At 46.7% G+C, this 23,656-nt stretch carries 15 protein-coding genes; 4 read left to right on the top strand and 11 right to left on the bottom strand.

Going from position 1 to position 23,656, the window contains the following annotated elements; all coding sequences use genetic code 11:
* The first annotated feature begins 85 nt into the window (after positions 1–85).
* The 3 genes from DF182_RS23675 (at position 86) to DF182_RS23665 (ending at position 6,462) form a co-directional block, all read left to right on the top strand.
* A complete protein-coding gene (locus tag DF182_RS23675; RefSeq protein ID WP_113618261.1) occupies positions 86–1,165 on the top strand; it encodes an acyltransferase family protein in 1,080 nt (359 codons plus the stop codon).
* Between the two features lie 571 nt (positions 1,166–1,736).
* Positions 1,737–4,850, top strand: coding sequence for a SusC/RagA family TonB-linked outer membrane protein (locus DF182_RS23670; RefSeq protein ID WP_211327193.1), 3,114 nt, complete (start codon positions 1,737–1,739; stop codon positions 4,848–4,850).
* Between the two features lie 19 nt (positions 4,851–4,869).
* On the top strand, positions 4,870–6,462 hold the full coding sequence (locus tag DF182_RS23665) for a RagB/SusD family nutrient uptake outer membrane protein (RefSeq protein ID WP_161964235.1): 1,593 nt from the start codon (positions 4,870–4,872) through the stop codon (positions 6,460–6,462).
* A gap of 74 nt (positions 6,463–6,536) precedes the next feature.
* Here the strand turns inward: DF182_RS23665 and DF182_RS23660 are convergent, their stop codons facing one another.
* From DF182_RS23660 to DF182_RS23620, 9 genes are all read right to left on the bottom strand, one after another.
* Positions 6,537–9,821: a TonB-dependent receptor gene (locus tag DF182_RS23660; protein WP_113618258.1), complete on the bottom strand. Its 3,285-nt coding sequence runs from the start codon at positions 9,819–9,821 to the stop codon at positions 6,537–6,539.
* A gap of 10 nt (positions 9,822–9,831) precedes the next feature.
* Positions 9,832–10,821, bottom strand: a complete 990-nt coding sequence (locus tag DF182_RS23655; RefSeq protein WP_113618257.1) for a fasciclin domain-containing protein — start codon at positions 10,819–10,821, stop codon at positions 9,832–9,834.
* Positions 10,822–10,834: 13 nt separating this feature from the next.
* On the bottom strand, positions 10,835–12,040 hold the full coding sequence (locus DF182_RS23650; RefSeq protein ID WP_161964234.1) for a fasciclin domain-containing protein: 1,206 nt from the start codon (positions 12,038–12,040) through the stop codon (positions 10,835–10,837).
* 37 nt (positions 12,041–12,077) lie between these two features.
* The gene (locus tag DF182_RS23645) at positions 12,078–13,211 is read right to left on the bottom strand and encodes a fasciclin domain-containing protein (protein ID WP_161964233.1); all 1,134 of its coding nucleotides are present in this window, start codon (positions 13,209–13,211) and stop codon (positions 12,078–12,080) included.
* Between the two features lie 11 nt (positions 13,212–13,222).
* Entirely contained in the window at positions 13,223–14,527 is a 1,305-nt protein-coding gene (locus tag DF182_RS23640) for a hypothetical protein (RefSeq protein WP_113618254.1), read from the bottom strand.
* Positions 14,528–14,543: 16 nt separating this feature from the next.
* Positions 14,544–16,235, bottom strand: a complete 1,692-nt coding sequence (locus tag DF182_RS23635; protein ID WP_113618253.1) for a DUF4397 domain-containing protein — start codon at positions 16,233–16,235, stop codon at positions 14,544–14,546.
* Between the two features lie 13 nt (positions 16,236–16,248).
* Positions 16,249–19,719 carry a TonB-dependent receptor domain-containing protein gene (locus DF182_RS23630; RefSeq protein WP_113618252.1) on the bottom strand — a complete coding sequence of 1,157 codons (3,471 nt, stop codon included), beginning with the start codon at positions 19,717–19,719 and terminating at the stop codon, positions 16,249–16,251.
* A gap of 27 nt (positions 19,720–19,746) precedes the next feature.
* Entirely contained in the window at positions 19,747–20,730 is a 984-nt protein-coding gene (locus tag DF182_RS23625) for a FecR family protein (RefSeq protein WP_113618251.1), read from the bottom strand.
* 80 nt (positions 20,731–20,810) lie between these two features.
* Entirely contained in the window at positions 20,811–21,386 is a 576-nt protein-coding gene (locus tag DF182_RS23620; RefSeq protein ID WP_147243528.1) for a sigma-70 family RNA polymerase sigma factor, read from the bottom strand.
* 103 nt (positions 21,387–21,489) lie between these two features.
* Between DF182_RS23620 and DF182_RS23615 the strand changes: the two genes are divergently transcribed.
* The gene (locus tag DF182_RS23615) at positions 21,490–22,071 is read left to right on the top strand and encodes a Crp/Fnr family transcriptional regulator (protein ID WP_113618249.1); all 582 of its coding nucleotides are present in this window, start codon (positions 21,490–21,492) and stop codon (positions 22,069–22,071) included.
* Between the two features lie 12 nt (positions 22,072–22,083).
* On the opposite strand, the gene DF182_RS23610 is transcribed toward DF182_RS23615, so the two are convergent.
* The gene (locus tag DF182_RS23610) at positions 22,084–22,701 is read right to left on the bottom strand and encodes an alpha/beta hydrolase (RefSeq protein ID WP_113618248.1); all 618 of its coding nucleotides are present in this window, start codon (positions 22,699–22,701) and stop codon (positions 22,084–22,086) included.
* A gap of 19 nt (positions 22,702–22,720) precedes the next feature.
* Positions 22,721–23,656 (bottom strand): ring-cleaving dioxygenase, encoded by a 936-nt coding sequence (locus DF182_RS23605; protein ID WP_113618247.1) that lies wholly within the window; start codon positions 23,654–23,656, stop codon positions 22,721–22,723.

Raw genomic sequence — 23,656 nt, 5'->3', positions numbered from 1 at the left:
GCAGCGGGTTTGCATATAAAGTCATTACACCTTATCTTGTGCGGATTCTTTACTGATACCGGAGGAACAGATGGAAACAGGAACAATGACAACAGAACAAGTGCAGCCCGCAAAATCGCCTGCCACCAGACAACATTTTGAGATCCTTGACGGGCTCAGAGGAATCGCCGCTGTAGTAGTAGTGATATTCCATTTTATGGAAGTCGTGTTTCCCGATTACAGTAAAAACTTTGCAGGACGTGGATTTCTGGCGGTAGATTTCTTTTTCTGCCTGTCGGGGTTTGTGATCGCATACGCCTACGATGACCGTATGGAGAAGATGCGTATTAAAGACTTTTTCCGGGCCAGGCTGATACGCCTTCATCCACTGGTGATACTGGGCACTGTCATGGGTTTGATCACTTTCCTGTTAGATCCTTTTATGGCTCCGCCTGCGGCCTACGGCTTCGGTAAAACGGCACTGCTCCTGCTCACTTCTCTGCTGCTGATACCTTTTCCGGTAATGCCGGAACGGTATTTTAACCTGTTCAGTTTTAACGCACCTTCCTGGTCTTTATTCTGGGAATATGTGGCCAATATTTTCTATGGTCTGATACTCTGGAGAGTGAACCGTTATGTGCTGATGGTGCTGGCTTTTGTGGCCGCGATAGCACTGGGATTTACAGCACATCGTGCCGGTAATCTGATGGGCGGATGGGGAAAAGATTCTTTTATGGATGGCTGTGCGCGGCTCTCCTACTCTTTCCTGGCGGGTATGCTGATATATCGTTTCCGGCTGATCATCCGGAACAGGCTCGGATTCCCGGGTCTTACACTGTTGTTGCTCATGGGGCTTTTTGTACCTTATTTCCCAAACAACTGGGCAGTAGAACTTTTCATCGTGTTATTTTATTTTCCGTTGCTGATTTCCCTGGGTGCAGGAGCCAGATTAGTACCCTCACTGCAGCGCCTATGCGTTTTTTCCGGAAAGATATCCTACCCATTATACATGACACATTATGGTTTCATCTGGATTTTTGCACACTACCTGAAAACCTGTAAACCAGACCAGACTACACTGACGATTGTCATCGCAACTTCCGTGGTAATCCTTATTGGTATTGGATGGGGCGCTATGAAGCTGTTTGATGAACCCGTAAGAAATTTTCTTAAACGTAAGCGGTAACATTTCAGTCACTTCACATATAACATCAATGTGTTATTCTGTTTAGCGTAGCTTTTTTCTATATTTGGTGTGTCACATACTTAATACTTAAAAGACCAAAATCTGATATCATTTTCCTTAATGCCCAACAATCCTTAATACCCTATAATTATTAATTACGGAGTTGTTTGGGGACCGGATCTATACTGAGATTAGCAAATAACAAATATCGTATTCAAAATAAATGTGCTGTTGCTAAAGCCTGGCCAAAGAGAGATTCGTTCATCTAATTTAAACCAAAATCTGGACAACCTATGATGAGAGCGTTATTCGGTACGTCGTAGTAAACTTAGTTTCCTGCACATTTTAATGGAATAATTGCCAAAACATACAATGTCATCATTCAGGCCCCACCTGGCCTGCAGTACTTTTTTTGCCATTTACACAACATCCCTCGTGAGTGATCAATACCAGGGTAGCGGGTTCGTCTGCCTTTTATTTTCATTACTAACCTCGGAATCATGTACCCGTAAATGGTTGGGTAATTCTTGTCTTTAACAGTTAACTAGGAATAATCAAATCTAAATTGCTCATGAAAAATTTGCTACTCTCATGGCTGCTCATGGCCAGCTGTATTGTGCATGCTTATGCCCAGACACGAACAATCACCGGTAAAGTTACAGATGAGAAAGATGGCTCACCATTACCAGGTGTAACAGTAACCATCACAGGTACCAAAGTGGGTACCATGACAGGACCTGATGGGGTCTACAGAATACAGGCAGGTGAAAATGCCACTTTAAGTTTCTCCTCTATCGGTTATCTCAACCAGGACGTATCCAGCAAAGGTAAATCAAAGATTGATGTAGTATTGCGCATTGACTCCAAAGGATTACAGGAAGTAATCATAACCGGTGTGGGTGCTGCTACCGACAGAAGAAAAGTAGCGATCTCAGTAGAATCGTTATCAGGTAAAGACCTGCCTAAAGTGCCAGCTGCATCTATTGATCAGGCACTTATTGGTAAGATCGCCGGTGCACAGATATCTTCAGTGTCCGGCCAGCCAGGCCAGCAGGCACAGATCATCCTGCGTGGGATCAATTCACTGGGAGGCACCCAGCCGATGGTACTCCTCGATGGTGTGCAGATAAGCACCAGCAACAGTACGAACGGTTCAGGCAGCAACCTCTCTTCCAGGCTCGCAGATCTCGACCTTTCCAACATTGAAAGGGTGGAAGTTGTGCAGGGGGCCGCTGCTGCCACCATCTACGGTGCTCAGGGCGCCAACGGTGTTATCCAGCTCTTCTCCAAAAAAGGTTCCCGTACCGGTAAAGTAAATGTTAACTTCAGTTCAAGAGTTAACTTCGATAATGCACTGAAAGGAAACTTCAAACAAATATCCAAACACTACTACCCTACCGATAACGAAGGATATATCATTGATCCTTCCGGTAAAAGGATCAAACCTGATTTCCGGGGAGTGTGGACACAACCCAACAGAGACATCACTCCTGCTACTGAAACCAATAAGGAATTTAAAGAGCCCTTATATGATCACGTAGATCAGATATTCCAAAAAAATGCTCCTACCTATAATAACAGCATTAATGTATCCGGTGGTAAAGAAGGTTATGATTTTGCACTGAACGTCTCCAACCTCAAACAAAAAAGTACTATCAATGGAGACTATGAAAGAACCAACCTTTCACTGAACCTGGGCGCAGATATCCTTAAGAACCTTAAAATCCGTACCACTACCCAGCTCCTTACCTCCAAAAATACAACCGGAGGTATCACCGGACAGAATAACATATACAGCGGCCTTGGCTCTGCCATGGCTTCTTATCCTTTCGAAGACCTGCTGTACAGGGATTCTCTGGGTAATTATCCGTTCAACTTTATTCTGGCCAGCAACTCCGTACTTCCTTATTACTCTTTCACCAACCGGACCTACGAGGCTAAAACCAGCCGCATAGTGCAGGGTATCGACCTGAACTATCAACCTGTTAAATACCTGGAAATAAACTACAAATACGGAATAGATTATTCCCGTTATGATTTCTCTGACTTCATCCATAACCAGGAAAAAACATTGACTCCCGGTAAAGGCTTAGATCCATTCACGGGTCAACTGATATACGACAGAGATAATGAAACTATTCAGAACTCACTGTTGACACTCTTTCTTAAAACAGATTTTCAACGGGACTTCAACTGGTCACTGCCTATCCAGACCAGTACACAGGTGGCCTATGACTGGCGTAAACGGGTGTATGGCAACACATACATGGAAGGCGTAGGTTTTGCACCCTTTCCTCCCTACACTTTTGCCAATGCTGCGGCCAAAACAAACGATGAAACACGGGAAGAATTTGTTACCTATGGCTATCTGATTAATCAGCGTGTTGATTATGGTAATTTGTTCGGTGTTTCTGGCGGTGTGAGAGTGGATTACTCCTCCGCATTTGGCAGGGGTACTAAACCATTCACCTTCGGTCGGGGTGATGCTTACTTCAGACTGGGAGAGTTGTTAAAAATACCCAGCATATATGAGCTGAAAATCAGGGGTGCTTATGGTGCAGCAGGTACCCAGCCAGGTGTTTACGACAGGCAGATCACACTTGACAAAGGTTCCATCGGAAATGCCAACTATCTTATCCTGAGAAATACACTCAACAATCCAGACCTTACCGTAGAAACCTCCAAAGAAGTGGAAGTAGGTGTTGACTTTGGTATCGAATTAAGTAAAGGTGCCTGGTTCAGGAAACTGGCATTCCATCCTACCTACTGGGACAGAATGGCCAACAACGTTATCCGTGCTATTGACCTCTCTCCTTCTACAGGTGCCAGCGGTATCCTGACCAATGCCCTTTCAATTAAATCCAATGGTTTTCAGTTTTCATTGGACCTTGATGTACTGGAAAGCAGAAAATGGTACTGGAATTTTGGTGTAAGATTCGGCAAACAACGGTCTATTGTTGATTATATCTCCAATCATAAACCGATCACTATTGGTGGATCCGGTGAAGGCCAATTTGTGTTGAAAGAAGGAGAAAGTGTAGGTGCTTTCTTTGGTGTGACTCCGCTCACCAGCCTCGACCAGCTTCCCGCTACTGCAGTAAAAGGCAATTATGAAGTAGGCCCTAACGGATATGTGGTGAACAAAACTTCCAAAGCCGTTATGTTTGGCACAGAGAACAAAAAAATAGGTGACCCTACACCTAAATTCAACATGAGCTTCTCCAACACTGTTACCTTCAACAGCCAGATTACGCTCTCCTTCCAGGTTGACTGGACTTATGGCGGCGATGTATATAACCAAACCCGTCAATGGTTGTATGCCGATAAAATCAGCAGCGACTTCGAAAAACCCGTTACAATCAACGGCCAGACCGGTGCATATGTAGCCTACTACAACAGCCTCTATAACACTAATGCTACCAACTCCGTGTTCGTAGAAGACGGCTCCTTCGTAAGGCTGCGCGATCTTTCCCTCAACTACAGACTGGACAAGTACCTGACCAATAAATTCATCAACAATGCCCAGATAAGCCTTTCCGGCAGAAACCTCTTCACTATCAGTAACTATTCAGGCCTCGATCCGGAAGCCAGTTCCAGGGTAAACAATCCGCTCAGAAGAGGTATCGATGTATACTCCTTCCCTAACCTCAGGTCTATACAAATTGGCCTTACGTTCGGTTTCTAAACAACAAAAATTCACGATCATGAAGAAAGTATTTCTCGCAATATTATCAGCATCCCTCTTTTTAAGTTGCAATAAAAAGAGCCTTGACCTGATAGACCCTAACGCTCCGAATCCCGCTGTGTTAAAAACAGAGGAAGGTCTTATCAGGGGTACTCTTGGCATATACAGTAAATTCGGTCTTAATTTCTGGTGGCGGGCGCTCGCCAACCATGACATCATGGGTGACAGCTACACGATCAGTGCTGGTAACTTCTCCTGGAGATGGGTAAACCAGGTAACAAAGATCACTTTGTCTAATGGTACCGTGCTAACGCCGCCCCAGGGTGGCCCTCAGGCGACAGAACTTAAAAGCCGCAACGACCGTTCATTTGGTACCGACAATGCCTTCTACAGTGAATGGGCTGCACTCTACTTCGTTAACAACCAGGCCAATCTGATACTGGACGTTACCACTCAAAATGACCTGAAACTGACCGGTAGTGCCGATGAAGTAGCCACCAAAAAAGCCGTGGTACGTGCTTTTGCCTTCTGGTGGAAAGGTTTTGCCTATTCCAGAATCGGCTCTATGTACATCGCCGGTGTACAGGCTGATAAATTTGTAGATGGTACCTTGCTGAGCCATGATTTCATTGCTCACGACGCGGTGGTGAAATTAGGTAACGACAACTTCGATGCCTGCATTGCTGAGTTGAACAAAATAACCAACATAGCCGTTTACAACAATCTGTTCAAACGTATCATTCCCGACTTCACTATTGCCGGCAAAGGTGGTATTATCAGCCCTGATGCATGGAAAAAACAGATCAGTACCTATAAAGCCAGAAATCTGCTGGTAAACAAAAAGACAGCACAGATGACCAGTGCAGACTGGAACAACATCTTAACACTGGCCTCCGCTGGTATTGCAAAAGATGATAAGATCTTCACCATGCGCAGTGCAGACGTGAACGATCTGGTAGGCACTACCGCATGGTCTCCTTACAGATTGCAGGTGGGCTGGGCCAACGTCAGCGAACGCCTTATTCAGGACTTCAAAGCTGGTGATAAACGCTACGACCGCAACATTGATGGTCCGTACGCACCTTATGGCAACGAAAGGAACAGAGGTGCACAATATGCTACCAGATGGTACCTTTTCGAGATTTCCGATGGCGGTGACTGGGCCTCTACCACCACCGGCCTGGCCGAAGTCCCTGTTGCCTGCTCCTATGAAGAAAATGAGCTGATGCTGGCCGAAGCCAACATCCACCTGGGTAATATCGACGAAGGCTTAAAACATGTAGATAACGTACGCGACTACCAGAACTCCGGCCTCACTCACGTGTCCGGTACAGGTCTTACTCAGGCAGCTGCCCTCGAGGAACTGCGTATCGAAAGAAGAATCGGCCTTTTCCTGAAAAACGTATCCTTCTATGATGCCAGAAGATGGGGCGTTACTGTACCTGCTGCACAGGGCGGTGGCCGTAAAAACGCCTGGGTTATAAAACCTGATAATAAACTGGATGCAAATGCGACCATCGAGTATAACTACCTCGACTATTGGGACGTACCCATGAACGAGCTGGACTTCAACACACCCAGCAGCGGTTCCGCACCGGTGAATTCCAACTAAAACTATACAACACTGATTAACGCACGGGGGCAGCCTTCCAGCTGCCCCCGTTTTGTTTGTTGTGTTTTCCGTGTTTAAAAAGAATAACGCAAGCCTAACTGCCCCTGTACTCTTGAACTAAAATAATCTATTGCATAAGGCTTCCCCGGATCTGCAAACCTGAATACCGGATAATTGCCCATATTTTGTTTCTGAGGGAACAGCTCTGGCGTCAATCCTACGCTGGCAGTGGAATTGAAGGTATTGGGAGAAAAATATGCCCGCCCCCAGTTACTGCTGATCAGATTAGTGAGGTTCATGATATCTACTGTAAAAGTGACGAACCGGCTGCTGTTGGCAAAGTGAAACTCCTGCGCAAAATGAAGGTCTGCTGTGGTATTCCAGGGAGTACGCCCTGTATTGCGTTCTGTAAAATTCCCCCTCCGGCTGTTCAGATACTTATTCTCATCGATATAGGTATTAAAGGCCGCCGCCTGTTGCTCAGCAGTGATCGTTGTGCCGGCAGCATCTGTATAATCCCGGAAGAAGCGAATAGCCTCCTGTTCTCCTGGGATATAAGCCAGGCTTACCTGCTGAGGCACCCCCTGCAGACTGTTATTGACAATTCCATAGGTAAAAGGGCTACCCGACTGCGCGCTCACAAACAGATTAAGACGAGTGGTCCACTTTTCATTCCAGGCCCGCTGATAACCTATATTCACAATAATACGATGACGGATATCGAAGTTAGACCAGGCAAGACCGGCATTATTCGGGCTTAAAGCCTGGTTCAGCTGCCAGTTGCTCTCCATGGAATTACGGATACCGTTAAACGCATCTTTTGACTGTCCATACGTATATGCCACCGACATATTCATCCCTGCATCAAACTTCCGGCTGATTGTTCCCGTAACCGAATACCGGTAGCCCAGACTGGTGTTGCTGAGTTCATAGGCATTCGAAAACCGGGAATCTATGCTGCCGCTGTATACCGGCATCTGATGTCCTGCATCATAACCATTATACCGCGGATCGTCTTTGATATTCACCTGCTGGAAATAAACATCCCGGATTGTTTTGGTGTACAATCCCTCCACCCCCATTTTAAAACCGTCTGCCGTAGTGTAGTCCAGTGCCAAACTGGTGCGTAGTACTTTAGGCATGGTGAAGTTGTTGTCTATCACGTCCACCTGTGTTTTCCCGGCTTTAGGGTTATTCACGGCCGTGCCGTTTTGTGCAATAAAATCTGCAATGCCATTGGTCCCTGGCTTTAACGGATCACTACCCGGTGCAAATGGCTGCTGATCGGCCTTTTGATCATAAGCTCCATAATTGATACCAGTATTATAGAAAGCATATCCCAGCCAAGCCAGCGGGATACGGCCAGTAAACAGCCCTGCACCACCTCGTAATACCAGTTGCCCGTCTTTGGTCATATCATACCTGAAACCAATACGGGGAGACAGTTGTATCTTGTTCAGATAGTTATTGGAAATGTTAGTCAATGGCGTATAGGCATAGGTGTTATCAAAGTAACTGTCAGCGTATGCTGTTCTCACCTGGTCGCTCAATGGCTGTTTATGCGGTACCTGGCTGTAGTCTGCCCGCAGGCCTGGTGTGATCCTGAAGCGGTCTGTTACCCTGATCTCATCCTGAAAGTATGTGCTCAGCATGTTTACATCAAATACCGCCTCAGGATGAGAAAGAATGTACTCTCTTGAATTATTATGATAATTGTAACTACCTCTTACACGATAAGGATTACCATTCAGGAAATCGGCTACGCTGAGATAATCTACTCTTCCGTTCCATGAGTTTACAAAACCGTAGCTGATATGATACAATTCGTTGTGGGTCCCTAAAAGCAGGGTATGTTTTCCGCGGTGCCAGGTCAGGTTATCTGTGATCTCCCAGGTCCGTTGCCGCATATTAAAGACAGCGGCCTCCCTGTCTGTTCCCAGATAGATAGTCGTTCCCGGCGTGCGGCCCATGATCTGTATCTGTGGCAGTGCCGGATCAGACAGTGGGTCACGGTAATCATGAATAGTCGTATATCCTACAATCAGACTGTTGGAAAAACCACCATGGAAATTTGTTTTCAGTTCGGCCACAGTAGAGCTTTGGTTATTAACCTGACGATAAGCCATAGAACTGAAACGGAAGTCCATCTGATCACGGTCCATATTCACGGCCCTGGAGAGGATGGTATTGTTACGCACAGATAACTGGTTACGATCGTTCACGTTCCAGTCCAGCCGGTTAAAATACTTTTCTGATCTGGAATAACTGTTGTATGCACCTGCAGTTCCCGGATCAAAGATATTACCGTAATGGCCGATGGCAAAATTGCGGATATCGTCGGCATCTTTATTACTGAGTATCTGTGCTGTTTCCTGCTGGCCGGCCATCAGCTGTGCAGGGTCCTGGCGCCGGGTGATTTCTTCGTTGGTGAAGAAAAATAATTTGTTCTTGATAACAGGGAAGCCTACACGAACACCTGCCTGATAATCATAAAAATCCTTGTTCATTTTACCCAGCGCACCGGCTTTGTCTTTACCGGTGACGGAAGCATTACGTCCAAAAACATATACCGATCCGGTGAGTGTGTTGGTACCGCTGCGGGTAACCGCATTAATACTACCTCCGGTGAAGTTGCCGATTTTCACATCATATGGAGCCAGATACACCTGCATATCCTCGATAGCGTCGAGGGAGATAGCGTTGGTGCGGGTGCTGGAGCCCGGAGCCCCCGATGTGCCAGTGATACCGCCGGCAGAAGGACTGAAGCCGATAGCATCGTTATTGATGGCGCCATCTACTGTGATGTTGTTGTAACGGAAGTTAGTACCAGCAAAAGCATTGTCTTTGGAACCCTGCGGTACCAGCCTCGTGATATCCTGCAAGCTGCGGTTGACAGTAGGCATACTGCTCAGCTGTGTACGGGTGATGTTTTGTGCTGTACCGAAAGTATTGGCACGATGTGTTCCCGGTGTGGACTGTATTACTATTTCAGCCAGCTGCCGTTGTTCCTCTTCCATCACAAAGCTCAGCTGCTGCGGCTCGCCGAGGCGAACGATTACCTGTTCCATGGTGGCTGTTTTTTTGCCCACCATGGTGACAGTGATTTTATAGGGACCACCGATGCGCAATCCCGGTAAAAAAAAGCTGCCGGCTTTGTCGGCACCGGCACTGTAAGTAGTGCCAGAAGGCTGATGTATAGCGACAACAGAAGCAGCAGCCAGCGGATGCCCGCTGCTGTCGGTGACCTTCCCTATCAGACTGCCGTCTGTTTGTTGGGCCATGGCAGCGGAAATGCTGCATAGGAAGACCACAACCACTATCAAAAAGTGGCAGATCTTTTTATGTATTGATTGAAACATACCTTTGCGTTTATTGTGTTAATATCCTGGAAATGCTGTGTACCACACCGTTACCTGCCAGCACGTTCTTTCCGAGAAGAGAAGCCTTTGCCGTACCGGCATTTTCGTTTTGTATGTTGATGTCGGAGAAACGGCCCGGCTGTAAAGGATCGGCCACAAGGGTAATAGTGGTATTAATACCGCTGAGCATATGTTCCGTATAACTATTGGTTGGTATGTCTGCCTTCAGGATATAATCATAAACGAAACTCCTTCCGGCGGTAACATGTGCCTTAACAAGCGCCTGTAAATAGACGGGGTCCATCTTATAAATACTGTCTGTTGTCTGGATGCCAATTGCATTAAAAGCTGTATTGGCTGGTGCAAACACGGTATAAGGGCCACCGGATTGATAATCCGCTGCCAGTCCGCTTCGGATAATGGCTGCGTTAAAAAGAGACAATGACGGATCCCCTGAAACAGCCATCTGCACGTTAGTGTAGGTGTACGGACTTAATACCCCGTCTGTAACATTCACCAGCCCGTTGGTAGCCGCTTTGTCACGGGTACTTACCCGGATTCCGTTTACCACCACAGCAGTATCCCTGCTGTTGATCCAGTGTGTAACATACACGAGCTGGCCGTTTATAGCGCCCAAGGGTTGGTTAAAAGCCAGCGGCAGAGAGTCGAGCCGGATAGTACCGCGAAGAATATGATAAGGTACGATGACCCTCATAGAGTCAATCACTCTGATCACTGCAGCACCGGAAGAAAACCCCATTGCTTTAAAAGCATCGTTGGAAGGGGCAAGCAAGGTATAGGGACCGGGCTGACTTAAAGTATCACTATACGTAGTGGCCACCAGGGCATATTTGAAAAGCGACAGGCTGAAATTGCTGTTTACCACAGCAGCAATACCTTTTTTGGCATAAGTGTCATCTGGTTGTATATGTTCTTTGGAACAACCAGCCAGTATTGGCATTGCCGCCATCAGCCCCATAAAAAATCTTCTGAGTTCCATATGTGTTTTTCTTTTACGGAGTAGGCAATAAGAGATTATCCACCCGGTGTATCACTCCGGTAAGCGTAGTGTTATCAGATGCGCTGATAATCATCGCACCGCGGCCGGATGGCACATCACGACGGTGCAGTACAGTCTGACCGCTGTTATTTTGCACCATAAGCGCTCCATATGATGGCGCATTGCCCAGGTTCACTGTATACAGGCCATAGCGTAAATCTATAGTATACAAAAAACTATAACCAGGATTAATACCCGAAAATGCACTCAGCAAACGATGGTGCATCAATATGGAATCCATATTTGTCATCATCGGTCCCACATTGCCCGCACCTGCTACTACTGACTGATCTATATAACTATTGATATCCGCAACAGAATAAAATCCGGCTTTCCTGAACGCATTGTTATCCGGTGCAAAGACGATCGCAAAAGGATCCAAACCAGGTGAATCCGAACCAACTGTCAATACCAGCGCTGCAGTATCGTTGAATGAATTCAGCAGACCTTTTCTGGCATATACTGCATTATTCTTTTTCAACGCGGCCATATAAAAACTAAAGCTGGTATCACTGCTCAGCACCTGGTAGGTTTCATAAAACGGTTTAGTGATCAGGGTATCAATCATAAAAACGGCGCCATTAGTGGCCTGGATACCAGCAGTTTTACTAACGGTCCGGCCATTTAATCGTAACACGCCGTCTGTCAGGCCAACAATCAGCCGGTAGTAGTAGTATCTGTTTGTCCATGCCCAAAAAGGAGTGGGCACCTGTGACCGGGTGATGTTTCTGTCTTTGTACATCAGCGGGTAGTAAGTTGTTTCCCCCATCAGGTTTTTGGTATTGGCAGGCACCCCACCTGTTATGGTCAGATAGCGGATGATGGTGTCCAACTCGGCCGCCGGCACGGTATTGATATTGTCCATGGTATACCCGGCCGACTCCCAGGCTTTGTTGGCAGGCACAAACAGCGTAAAGGGGGCGCCGGGATTGCCTGCACTCAGGCTATCCATATATGGCTGTATCCTGGTACGTTTGAGAGCTGCACGATATATGGAAGCCTCCGGGATGGAATCTACCAGTTTGGCCAGACTGATACCGGCACCGGCGTAGGGCAGTTTGTTGCCTACTGGTCTGGGTGGTTCTTCTGTTTTAGAGCAGGCAGCAAATATCAGCAGCTGCAGGAAGAGCAGCACTGATCTGTTGTTATATTTCTTCATATAAAATAGCATCTGTTATGTTTGTTTTGACAGCTTTTTATTTCTTCACCACTTTGGAAGGCATTACCAGTAAACCTGACAATAGGTGTACTACGCCATTTGAGCAGGTATAGTTGATGTAAGTCCCTTGCAGTTTGTAAAGAAAATTGATGTTCCTCGATTCATTCAGAAAGGGCGTACCCTGACTGCCATAAACATTGTTCGCAAAAGGGCCTACCGATATCAGTGTAGAGGTTTGAGTAGAAGCTGTTGTTGCGATACCAACACCATTCCCAAAAGTCTGTTGACACATGATCAGTTTATAGTTAGGGTCCGGTGTCTGAAAAGGCAGATAAAGTATACCACTAGGAGGAGGCAACTGCACAATATCGAGTACAAACAGGTGATTAGGTTTCAGGAAATAACCACCAAATAATACCGGATCGTAGTAGCTAACGTCCATACGGGCTATGCTGTCGAGGGTGATACCCTGACGTTCAAAACTGGAGTCCTGCGGAGCATAAACGGTAAATGGCCCGTCAGTGCTCAGTTGGTCCCAGTAGCCGAATTTTTTCAGGCCTGCCACCAGATGTGAAAGATTGGGCCGGGCAGAAAGAAATCCCTGTACTGTCACCGGTAATACCTTTACTGTATTGGGCAGCGGATACACCACACCATTCAGCTGGGCGGCACCATATGTAACAGCAGTGGCCGGGCTGAGAGAAGGCTGTTGCTGTACATTTACACCATTTACCGATAATCCTACGGCTGGATCATTGCTGCGGGAAATATACAGGCGGACTCCATTCAGGTTGACATATCTGTTATCTGAGGATAAAGGAATATTGCTGTAAAACAGTTTAGCGGGCAATACATGTGTTCTCACAAAATACCGGAGGCTATCAGCTGACCATGCATCAAAATCGGCAGCGTTATAGATACCATCTTTGTTAAACGCACTGTTCATCGGCGCCAGCACAGTAAAAGCAGTACCTGACTGGCCCAGACTGTCTGCCAGTCCGGCTTTGCTAACGGCGGCAGCGAAAAGGGAGAAATCAAAATTGTTGTTCAGATAATCATTGATAGTACCCGTTGACATTGCCTGCTGTTGCGTCTCAAAGTCGGGCTTTTTGCAAGAAACCATCAGTAATAGAGCGATCAGCGCTGAACAGATATATTTACATTTATTCATTTGCATGGGTATTATTTAATGGGTGGCGGATAATTGCGCTGTACGCTCATCATGTACACCTGGTTATTGATAATTTCGATGGTGCTAATGGTAGCAAAAGACCGTTGTGCATAAGTACCGGACGCAGTGTATTTGATCAGGTTGGGCAACCAGCAGCTGGCAACATAGTTGGAGTTCGATACCTTGGGAACACTTCTTCTGGCAGCAGCGGAGGTAGTGCCTTTACCATCATTGCTGCCGTTACTGCAGCCAATGGCTCCAAATTTAGGATTAGCCTGTGCCATACCGGTAGCCCCGCTCACCGCCAGAGGACCAGGCAGAGGGAACATACCCGGCTTCATCAGAATAAACAGTTCCCATTCCCTGCTAAGTATTCCTCCGGTAGTATCAGGGGCCGCAAACATGGGAACACTATGATAAGGAGCCACTCCTGAAACATGAGACCGTATCAGGGTCCTCAACCATATGTTGTTGAAGCCTGGTATCAGCGCAGGACTAATAGGCGCACCATCTATATAGGGATAAGGACAATCATCTTTATAAAGCGAATAATAAATATTCATTGTATCACCAAAGGCGGTACACTTGTTTGTAGCATTTAAGTATGCCTGCACACCACGGTTGGCAGCACCCGGATTGGCAGCGGCATAACCTTCCGCGCTCAGATTGTAGAAGTTCACATACAACAAAGAATCAGCAAAGGGCAGTTTGGTAAACTGCTCCTGCCGCAGATACAGCGTAATTGGTAACGGATATTGCGTGGACACTGTTTTCTGCAACACCTCCATTGTATAGATCTCTCCTGGTGTAAAATCAATGATACTATCTACCAGCAGGTTTTTCCTATCGCGTTCCGGCAGGTCGAAAAAAGACATTTCGCTGATAGGACGGCTATAAAATACCACCCGATGTTTTCCGGAAGGGATCTGTGCCCAGCTGGATAGATTGATACCATTGAGTATAGGACCTACCAACACTTTTTTATTGCCGGGATACTCTGTATTCCTGTAAGATGTATTGCCCGCATTAGCCGGATAAGGCCCTGCGTAAGGACTTCGCTGGTCCAGATGGTCCCCGATGATCTTTCCTCCGGTGACCAGGCCCGAAGCGTCATATTCCGGATCAATTACCATTGCCAGAAAAGGAGGTGGCTGGTCTTTGGTAGTAATGTTTACGTCATAGTTAAGACTATTAAACACCCGCAGATAAGCCGCGTCCGGAACCACGTTATAGACTGTTTTGCGGCAGCCGGCCATGATCAACAGACAGCAGACCAGCCAATACCACCGGTTTATAATAGTATGAAAATGCATCATAATTACTTGTATTTATTTACAGGTTATGTTTGATTACGATCATCCTGGGATGCTGGGCGGCGTTATTGCGCCCTACTAACGCTACCGTATATACGCCAGGCTCAGCACCGAAACTCCCATTGAGGAACAAAGAAGAGGGCATGCGTACAAAGTCTGCGGGCGTTAATTCCGGCACGGTAGTTATTCTGTCTCCCGGCAGCACACCTGGCTGTGAACGGTATACCTGTACTTCACTTCCTGTGACTGCACGCAGATCTACATAAGGATATGGCACTGTCAGCGGAGAAGATGGTATGCCAGGCAGCAGATGTTGTGCTGCCCTGGCAGCAGAAAAGAGCCCTTCTTTGAATAACGTCCCGTTGGTAGTAGTGAAGGTTACCTCCGGCAGGTCCGGGCAAAGGTTGAGAAAACGGGTCTGTACCAACATATTAAAATTGAGTGGATCGTAGAGATTATTGGCACCATCAGAACCATCTGCATTCGTTCCGTTGGTCCTTGCGCCGGTCATATTATTAGACACTACTGTTAGTGCTGTTCCGTTACCAGCCGTAGGATAGGCCCATATTGTCAGGTTATCTCCTCCTTTCAGATCTATACTTTTCTCTATCATCCCTTTCCCGGTGGCATCGGCTACTTTAAGTATATGCGTTCCCGTTACAAGCGTCACATAACTGCCTGCTTTGCCGTAGGGAACAGATGGCTGCTGCATTCCATCTATCTGTATCTGCAAACCACGTTCTCCTTCATCTACAGCATTCACCATCTGTATCCGGCCATAGGTAAGATTAGCTGTCGGAGCGATGTCAGTAATGATCGAAAAACAATTGGGATAGAGCGGATATTCCCTGAATTGATAAGCAGACGGGGTAATACCTACCGCTACCGTATATACGCCGCCAGGCTGAAAAGTTTGTACAGGACTATAATATACCTGAGTACCCTGCAACGAATAATCGACCTCGGAGGTTGCATTGGTCAGTATTGGCGGTTTTCCGGGTATCTGCGAACCGGAACCATCTATCAGTACTTTAAACTGATAAGTGCCGTAAGGCAGTTCCACATAATCAGACCAGGTATGGTTGGTGATGCCGGAAGTGATGCTATTTACAGGGCTACCGTCTGCAAAGGCTAATGTTAGCCCGCTGTTACCACCGTTACCCATGGAAGTACAGAGGTTCACCAGTCGTATCCGTATATGGCTGGGATCTGATGGCAGAGCGGTAGTACGCGGTACCTGTGTCACACTATATATCCCGCTATGCGCTGCTGCGCTGGTACTGAGATAATAATCCGAGGGCCGGTAATAATCGTCTTGTACCAGGAAAGAATCGGTGATAAAATCAGACATGGACAGCCCTTGCGGAATACCTGTTTTGATGGTGGCCTGACCTTTACTATCCAGGAACTGCTGAGGCAGATACCAGGTACCACTTAACTTACCCGTAGCCGGGAAATAGGGAGTAGGATATGGAGCGCCTATCACAGGGGCATTCAAAGGCGAGGCATACCAGTTGGTTACCTTCATGCCGTTTACCATGACGTCCGTTTTACTGAATGTCACCAGCCGGACGCCTGACCTGGCCATATTGCTGTAATCGGGCTCATTGCCTGATCGCACATCTGCCTTATCCTTACTGCAAGCGGCGGCCAACAGCAGTATTGCGGCAAGTACTGTATGATAAAAAGATTTTGTAGTTGTTATATTCATGTTTCAGTTTTTTTTAGAACAGGTTGTAGGTCAGACCCAGCATATATTCCGTTCCCCGGCGATAACTTCTTCTGATGTATTTGGTGCCATAGTATTTTCCACCGGTGCCCGGGTTACTGTATACTTCTTCATAAGCGCTGTTCAGTATATTCTTGGCATATCCCTTTATCACAATCCTTTTAGCGACCTTCTGGCTGAATACAAAATCGAGTACCGGCATAGGTCTGCTGTAGAGGTCTGGCGAGCCGTCCATATTCACCTGTATCAGCCGCTCCCCTACCATGTTGAATGTGGCGGTAAGGTCTGTACCCGTTTTGGTGTTGGCATAGTTCAGGAAACCATTGACGGAATAAGGTGCCTGTTCAAACAGCGGGCTTTTTTCAGGTGACTGCCGGTCTATAATGCGTGCAGCATCTAGTCGCTCGTTGTTCTTGCGCACATTGCTGGAGGCGATCATCAGATTGGACCCCAGAAAGAAATAACGCAAGGGACTCCATAACAGCCCCAGGTTCTTTACCACTTCCAGTTCTATTCCCCATACGCGGCCGGTATTAGGGTTGTTCTGATAGGCCACTGTAGGGAATTCGGGATAGATTGCGTTTACACCATCAGAATGCTGAATGAATACTTTTTCGAGCTGGTTGTTGATTTCCTTGGCAAAAAAGGAGGCGGCCAATACTTCTCCTTTATTCGGAAACCATTCCCAGCGGAAATCATAACTGCTGGTATGCTGATTGATAAGGCGGGGGTTACCTACCACCAGCGCCTGCTGGAAAGGATCAAATTCAAATACGTTGGTGAGTTCCCGTATTTCCGGGCGTGCCAGCGAGGTAGCATAACCCAGCCTGAAATTCATTGTTTCCTGCAGCGACCAGGTCAGGTTAGCTGAATAATAAGGTTTGTACTGCGTGGTGTATTTAGAAGCCGGATTGATATATACCAGATTGATACCACCTTCCGACAAAGAAGGATCGATATAAATACCGGAGGTATCTACCTTACTCCCGATATTTGTTTTTTCAAAGCGCACTCCTCCCGTAAGACGCAGGTCCTTGATGAGATGGAGGTCCAGCATACCATAAAAAGCACTGGTTTCATAAAAGCCTGTGTAGTTGTTAGGGGACTTTCTGATGTTGTACAGAAAACCTGTTGTTAGTGGCATCCCTTCCGGCGTAGTAGCTGTAAGCGGATGAATACCAATCTGGTCATATCCGATGAGCCTGTCGAGGTTACCGTAAACCTGGTACAATGGATGTTGTTTCAGGGAGGAAAAGCTGGAGCCGGGCAAGGTCAGCACATTCTCATCAAAATTTCTTTCGCGGTACAGGTAGTTCACACCGGTTTTAAATACCTGGTCCAGTCCATGCCATCCAAAGGGGATGGTCACATCGGCTTTGTAGTTGTAGTTGGTTTCTGTCATATTACGGAAGCGCCGTCCATTGGGATCGGCCTGTATTTTACCGTATGGGCCGAATCCGTTGACATAACCGGATACGAGTGCATAATAATCGGTGATACCCTGGTAACGTACTCCGTTCGCATCGGGGTAGGGCAACTGGTAAAAACCACCACCTGCGGGCCTGTAGTCTGCCAGGTTTACAAAACGATAGTCCGGATCATCCTGGGTAGCCCTGGAGGATGCAGCATTGTAACTCAGGCGGGGCGCATATTTCCCGGCACCTAACTTATGTTCTCCCTGAAGATTGTAGGTATTGAAAGTACGATAGGTTTGACGGAGTGAATATATATTGCTGTAAACAGGGCCAGACAAACCGGTAACATAAGTATACTGTCCGATAAGGCTGGTGGCCTGCGTTTCTCCACCACGGTTACCCATATACTGAAAACTGATTTCATGGTTGGGATTAAACCGGTAAGCCAGTCCGGCCAGCAGGCCGTAGTTCAGTGTTTGTGTGCCGGTATTTTCGCGATAGCCCACATACTTGCCCAGGTTGGGCGTATTAGGTGTAATATAGGCGGGAACGTTCCTGGATTCATCGATCACGGGGTTGCCGGTCATCACTCCCTGATAGATGCTGTACTGGTTCAGAACACCGTCTGCGATGTCTGTAGAGCGGTTGTAATAGCTACCACTCAGGATAAGCCCAATCTGATGTTGCCGGAACAGTGAAAAGGAATTACCATAGGTAATGTTGTAGATACCATTCAGGGGCGCCTTTTTGTAGCGGGTGGTGAGCACAGGGTCAAAGTGGTGCATGATGGCGTTTATGCGGTTTATTTCCGTTAAAAGTGCCGGATCATGCTGGGCACCGGATGCGAGCTGTTGCAGCTGGGAAAGCCCCCCGGGATATTGTTTACCGAGGTCCATAAAATCCTGTTGCAGATCATGATTTTTTATCTTTCCTCCTAAAAAACCCATATCACTATTGTAAAAGCTGTTTACCTTACCCCCTACGCCTATACCGGAGTTGGTGCCAGCCTGGGCCGTGATGGCCAGTGTTTGTTTAGTTGGGATAGAGAGCGTTTTTAATTCCACAATACCGCCGGAAGCGTCTGCAGGCTTGTCTGGGGTCAGGGTTTTAAAAACGACGATGTTATCCAGCAGATTAGCCGGTACAAGGTCCAGCGGAATAGTACTTCTATCGGGATCTGAAGAGGCTAGTCTTACCCCATTCAGTTCACCTATCACACTACGATCTCCCAGCCCTCTCACCGCCACATATTTATCATCAGTGATAGTGACACCGGAAACACGCTGCAAGGCTTGGGCTGTGGTAATACTGGCCGTTTTCTCTATGTTCTCTGCGGATATACCGTCCGACACTACCGCTGCATGTTGTCTTTCATTGAGCAGGGCCGCTTCACTGTTCATCCGTCGCCGGGATGATACTGTTACGCCCGACAGTGTTCTGTTATCGGGTATCAGCCTGAGGTCTAATGCCGTCTGTGCATTCGCGGTAATTACCTGACTGGCGTATCCGGCTTTGGAGAAAATAAGGAGGTCCTGTGTTGCAGGCGTCTGCAGCATAAAATCACCATTCCCGTCTGTAACGGCCGACACATGGCTTTCCTGCGCATATACTTCCACATGTGCTACCGGCCTACCTGTTTTGGCATCCGTGATATGCCCTTTATAAGTGCGCCGACCTGTTGTATCCTTATGAGCAGGCGTATGCGTGGGGGTAACCTGTACGGATATACTATTTCCTGACACCTTAAAATCCAGCGGGGCCAGGGATTTGAGCTTCTGCAATGCCAGTCCCAGTGTCCCGTTGGCGAAATAGGATGTTACTTTGATCCTGCCCAACTCCAAGGCTGTATAATAAAATGAGCATCCCGACTGACTGGCCAGCGAAGTAATGATCGTCAGGGCATCGGTATTTTCCAGGTGTAGGTCCACTTTCTGTTTAAGGCTGCTTAGCTGCGCCCGGCTTGCCTGCCCCAGCTGCAGGAAAAGTAGGGTCAATAGAATAGCCTTAAAGAACTGGCTCCCCGCCAATTTCTTTTTAATCTTGTGATCCATTTTTTAATTTGTTAGATAAGGGTGTAATTACCGCTTGCTGATATATACCGTTCCGTTTTTAGTGATGTATTTCAGCTTGTGTATAAAAAGAATGTTGTCTAATACTGTTTGCCATTTGTCCGGAGCGAAGTCTCCGGTTACGCTTTTATGTTTCACCAGTTCCCGGTCATATTGCAGCGACAGGCCGTATTTATAGGCCAGGCGGTCCAATACATCTGTCAGTGGCAGCTCTTCAAATATCAGGTGTCCCTGCACCCAGTTGTGCACCTTATTGGAAGAAAAGGGTGCCACTCCCCATTTCCTGCTGCCTTTGGAGTAACGCAGCATTTCCATGGGATGAAGCAGGGTGTGCGTATTGGTATGTATATCCTTTACAGATACCGCACCATGCACCAGTGCCACCCTGATCTCGGTTTCTCCCGGATAGGTTTCTATGTTAAAGCCCGTGCCCAATACCTGTGTTTCGATATTTTCCGACGCTACAACAAATGGTCGTGTATCATCTTTAACAATCTCAAAATAGCCTTCACCAGTAAGCCGTACGCACCGAACGTCCTTACTAAACCGGTCCTGTGCATACTCCAGCCTGGAGCGGGCATTAAGCCATACTTCCGATCCATCCGGCAGGGTGATATGTTTTACATTTTTTTCGGTGACAGCAATAGTGGTATAATGTATTTCCTGTTGTTGCCTGCTTTTACCCATTCTGTTTAGTAGAAACCAGGATAAAAATGCCAGTGGTATAATAGCAGCTGCTGCTTTCCACATGGTGAGTGTTTTTAGCATCTTACGAACACGAGTCTCCGGCTTCGTATTCCGGGGCATTTCCACGATACGATAAAACATCTCCTGTTTTGCCGCCTGCAGCGTTTCTGCTGCAACAGCTGTATCAGCGTCGGACATGTCCACGGAAATAATCCACTGACGGAACATCTCTTTTTCCTGTTCGCTGGCCTCCCCTTCAAAAAGGCGGTCCAGCATATCTTTCAGCATCGGGTAATTTGGCTCCATACATACAGTTAGAGCACAACACCGAAAAAATCCCGGGTATCCCGGGTTAACAAATTGTTACCAAAAACTCATCGGGTGATTTAATCCTCCAGCAGCAGGAGCAGCAGCGGCAATAAAACAGTAGCGGGATAAGAATCTGCCAGGTTTTTCAGGCGGCGCATGGCTTCACTCAACTGATTCTGCACTGTTTTGGGCGCAATAGCATAGAGCATGGCTATTTCTTCAATAGACTTATTTTCATAACGGTTCAGTACAAATATCTGCTTCATCCGCTCTGGCATCTGATCCAGTGCGCCCATGATTGCAATGTTAACGGCTTCCAGTTCGGCCTCCATATCCTGGGTGTTGTAATGGGGATCTGTATGCAGCTCGTTTTCCAGATATGCCTGAAAATGTTGCAGGTGTTTTTCGTTTAGCCCCCGGGAACGTAAAAAGCTGAATATCCTGTAATACAGGCAGGTGATCAAAAAGGGTTTGGCCTTCGGTGTTTCCAGCTGTAGTGAAGGAAACTGCTGCCACACGTATGTAAAAGTATCCTGCACAATGTCCATTGCATCCTGTGTGTAACCGATTTTTTTATAGGCAATCCGGTAAAGGGTATCCCAGTATGTCAGGTAAATTTCCTTAAATAAATCGTGTGTTGTTGAAGATTCCATGAGCAGATAGTAAGACAAAAGTAAAATAGTTGGCGTTACAGGGGTAAGGGTGTATGTTAACAATTTATTAAGTGGCGTATTTTTGACTTATCTTTAACCCGCTATGTTTGAACAGATTGACAAATTTGTAGATCAGTGTATTTCTCTCACACCACAGGAGAGGGAGTTGTTTCATTCACTGCTGAAGTTCAGACGGGTGAGAAAACGTACTTATCTGTTACAGGAAGGAGAAATATGCGATTTTGAAGCGTATATCGTGAAAGGGTGCATCCGTACTTATTATTTAAGTGATGATGGTACGGAAACAATTTTGTCCTTTGCTATAGAAGACTGGTGGGTGAGCGATCTGTACAGCTTTACGGAGCAGAAGCCTTCCAATATGTTTATTGAAACCATTGAAGACTGTGAGCTGCTGATCATTGACCACAAAAGTAAAAACGAACTTTACCAGAAGATACCCAAGTTTGAAACACTGTTCCGCCTGTTAGTGCAACGATCTCTTTTTGCTTTACAGCGGCGCTTTCACAGCCTGGTTTCCCAAACGGCGGAACAGCGTTACCTGGCATTTGTTGAAAAGTACCCGCAGATTGTACAGCGGGTACCTCAAAACCAGATTGCCAGATATCTGGGCGTATCACCCGAATTTTTAAGTAAGGTGAGAAGTGGTATTCAGAAGAAGAAATAAAATACCTCTTCCTTATCTGAATACCAGTTCATTCGCCAGGTCTATTTCATCGCGGATAATGGTGTGTCCCATGTTATCGTATATCCTTTCGGTCACGGCTGCACCCATACTTTTTAGTATGCGGGTGGTATCTTTCACCCGCTCTACCGGCACATGAAAATCAGGATTGCTGGTGCCTATAAAAACAGGCGTGCCCTCAAAAGTTCCCTGATAATTTTCCGGATAGATTTTATCACCGATTAGTCCGCCAGTGAATGCTACAGCACCACCGTACTTTCCTGCATTTCTTGTTATAAATTCCAGTGTCAGACAGGCTCCCTGTGAGAACCCCAGGAAATAAATATCTTCCTGCCGGATGCCTTCTTCCTGTATGTTCGCCACCAGCTTCTTCAGTATGTCCAATGCTGAAGATAACCACGGTTCATTTTGTGCCGGAGGTGCCAGAAAAGACTGTGGGTACCAGCTGTGGTTGGTGGCCTGGGGGGCCAGCAATGCATAATCAGCCACATTCAGGAGACCGGAAAGGCCCAGGATATCTTCTGCGGAAGCTCCCCTTCCATGAATCATTATCAGTGCTTTTTTAGCCGTTGCAAGCTCCGCTCCTGCTGTTACAATATTTTCCTTATGCATGATTGATCTTCGTTTTCTGTTAGTGTAATGGAGGCAACGCTTTCTCGATGTCGGTCCTCATCGGCTCATACTGTTTAGGCAATTTCAGGTTGCTTCCCAGTTCGGCCAGTGGTTCATCTACAGTAAAACCAGGGTTGTCTGTGGCTATTTCAAAAAGTACCCCTCCTGGTTCTCTGAAATACAAAGAGAAGAAGTAGTCTCTGTCAATCTGTGGTGTAATCTGTAATCCTTTCAGCTGCACTTTCTCCCGGTATTTCATTTGTATCTCATTGTTAGCTACCCTGAAAGCCACGTGGTGGTTGGTTCCGGCAGCATTATGCCCACGGTTTCCGTCCGGTAATTCCAGCAGATCAATTACAGCAGCGTTTTCAACAGCATCAGTAATAAAACGATAGCGGTTGCCTTCCTGTGATAATAAACGGTAACCGAATATATCTGTCAGTATTTTGGCCGTGGGATCTATTTTCTTTAAAGACAAGGTAGTGCTGTGAAATCCTTTAGTGGACACATCCTGTTTTACCTCCGCTGTTTCCCATCCTTTCCGGCTATCGGCGGTCTGAGGTACCAGCAATGAAAGGTTTAATCCATCAGGGTCAGTAAAAGGTAATAATGTCTCTCCAAATCTTTCCTGTGCTTCCGTGAAAGAAACATTAAAACGGGTAAAACGGTCTTTCCAGAAATCGAGGCTGCCGGCCGGTACAGCGTAGGCTATTTCTGTAGCCATCCCAGTGCCGTTGCTGCCCTGACCAATTCCTTCCCAGGGAAAGAAAGTGAGAATAGTGCCCGGCGTACCATTTTCATCCCCATAATAAAAGTGATAGGTGCCCGGATCATCAAAGTTGACGGTCTTCTTCACCATCCTCAGACCCAATACTTTGGTATAAAAATCATAGTTACGTTGTGCATCGCCTGCGATAGCAGTAATGTGGTGCAGGCCTAATATCTGTTCTTTCAT

This window comes from Chitinophaga flava, from assembly GCF_003308995.1.
In the GTDB taxonomy this organism is placed as follows: Bacteria; Bacteroidota; Bacteroidia; order Chitinophagales; family Chitinophagaceae; genus Chitinophaga; species Chitinophaga flava.
This window is presented reverse-complemented; position numbering and strand designations above follow the sequence as displayed.

Excerpts from the sequence above, each read along its gene's own strand:
- DF182_RS23635 (WP_113618253.1), bottom strand. The coding sequence starts at position 16,235 with ATGAATATAACAACTACAAAATCTTTTTATCATACAGTACTTGCCGCA.
- DF182_RS23675 (WP_113618261.1), top strand. The coding sequence starts at position 86 with ATGACAACAGAACAAGTGCAGCCCGCAAAATCGCCTGCCACCAGACAA.
- DF182_RS23615 (WP_113618249.1), top strand. The coding sequence starts at position 21,490 with ATGTTTGAACAGATTGACAAATTTGTAGATCAGTGTATTTCTCTCACA.
- DF182_RS23650 (WP_161964234.1), bottom strand. The coding sequence starts at position 12,040 with ATGAAGAAATATAACAACAGATCAGTGCTGCTCTTCCTGCAGCTGCTG.
- DF182_RS23620 (WP_147243528.1), bottom strand. The coding sequence starts at position 21,386 with ATGGAATCTTCAACAACACACGATTTATTTAAGGAAATTTACCTGACA.
- DF182_RS23645 (WP_161964233.1), bottom strand. The coding sequence starts at position 13,211 with ATGAATAAATGTAAATATATCTGTTCAGCGCTGATCGCTCTATTACTG.
- DF182_RS23665 (WP_161964235.1), top strand. The coding sequence starts at position 4,870 with ATGAAGAAAGTATTTCTCGCAATATTATCAGCATCCCTCTTTTTAAGT.
- DF182_RS23655 (WP_113618257.1), bottom strand. The coding sequence starts at position 10,821 with ATGGAACTCAGAAGATTTTTTATGGGGCTGATGGCGGCAATGCCAATA.
- DF182_RS23670 (WP_211327193.1), top strand. The coding sequence starts at position 1,737 with ATGAAAAATTTGCTACTCTCATGGCTGCTCATGGCCAGCTGTATTGTG.
- DF182_RS23630 (WP_113618252.1), bottom strand. The coding sequence starts at position 19,719 with ATGGATCACAAGATTAAAAAGAAATTGGCGGGGAGCCAGTTCTTTAAG.
- DF182_RS23640 (WP_113618254.1), bottom strand. The coding sequence starts at position 14,527 with ATGATGCATTTTCATACTATTATAAACCGGTGGTATTGGCTGGTCTGC.
- DF182_RS23625 (WP_113618251.1), bottom strand. The coding sequence starts at position 20,730 with ATGGAGCCAAATTACCCGATGCTGAAAGATATGCTGGACCGCCTTTTT.
- DF182_RS23610 (WP_113618248.1), bottom strand. The coding sequence starts at position 22,701 with ATGCATAAGGAAAATATTGTAACAGCAGGAGCGGAGCTTGCAACGGCT.
- DF182_RS23660 (WP_113618258.1), bottom strand. The coding sequence starts at position 9,821 with ATGTTTCAATCAATACATAAAAAGATCTGCCACTTTTTGATAGTGGTT.
- DF182_RS23605 (WP_113618247.1), bottom strand. The coding sequence starts at position 23,656 with ATGAAAGAACAGATATTAGGCCTGCACCACATTACTGCTATCGCAGGC.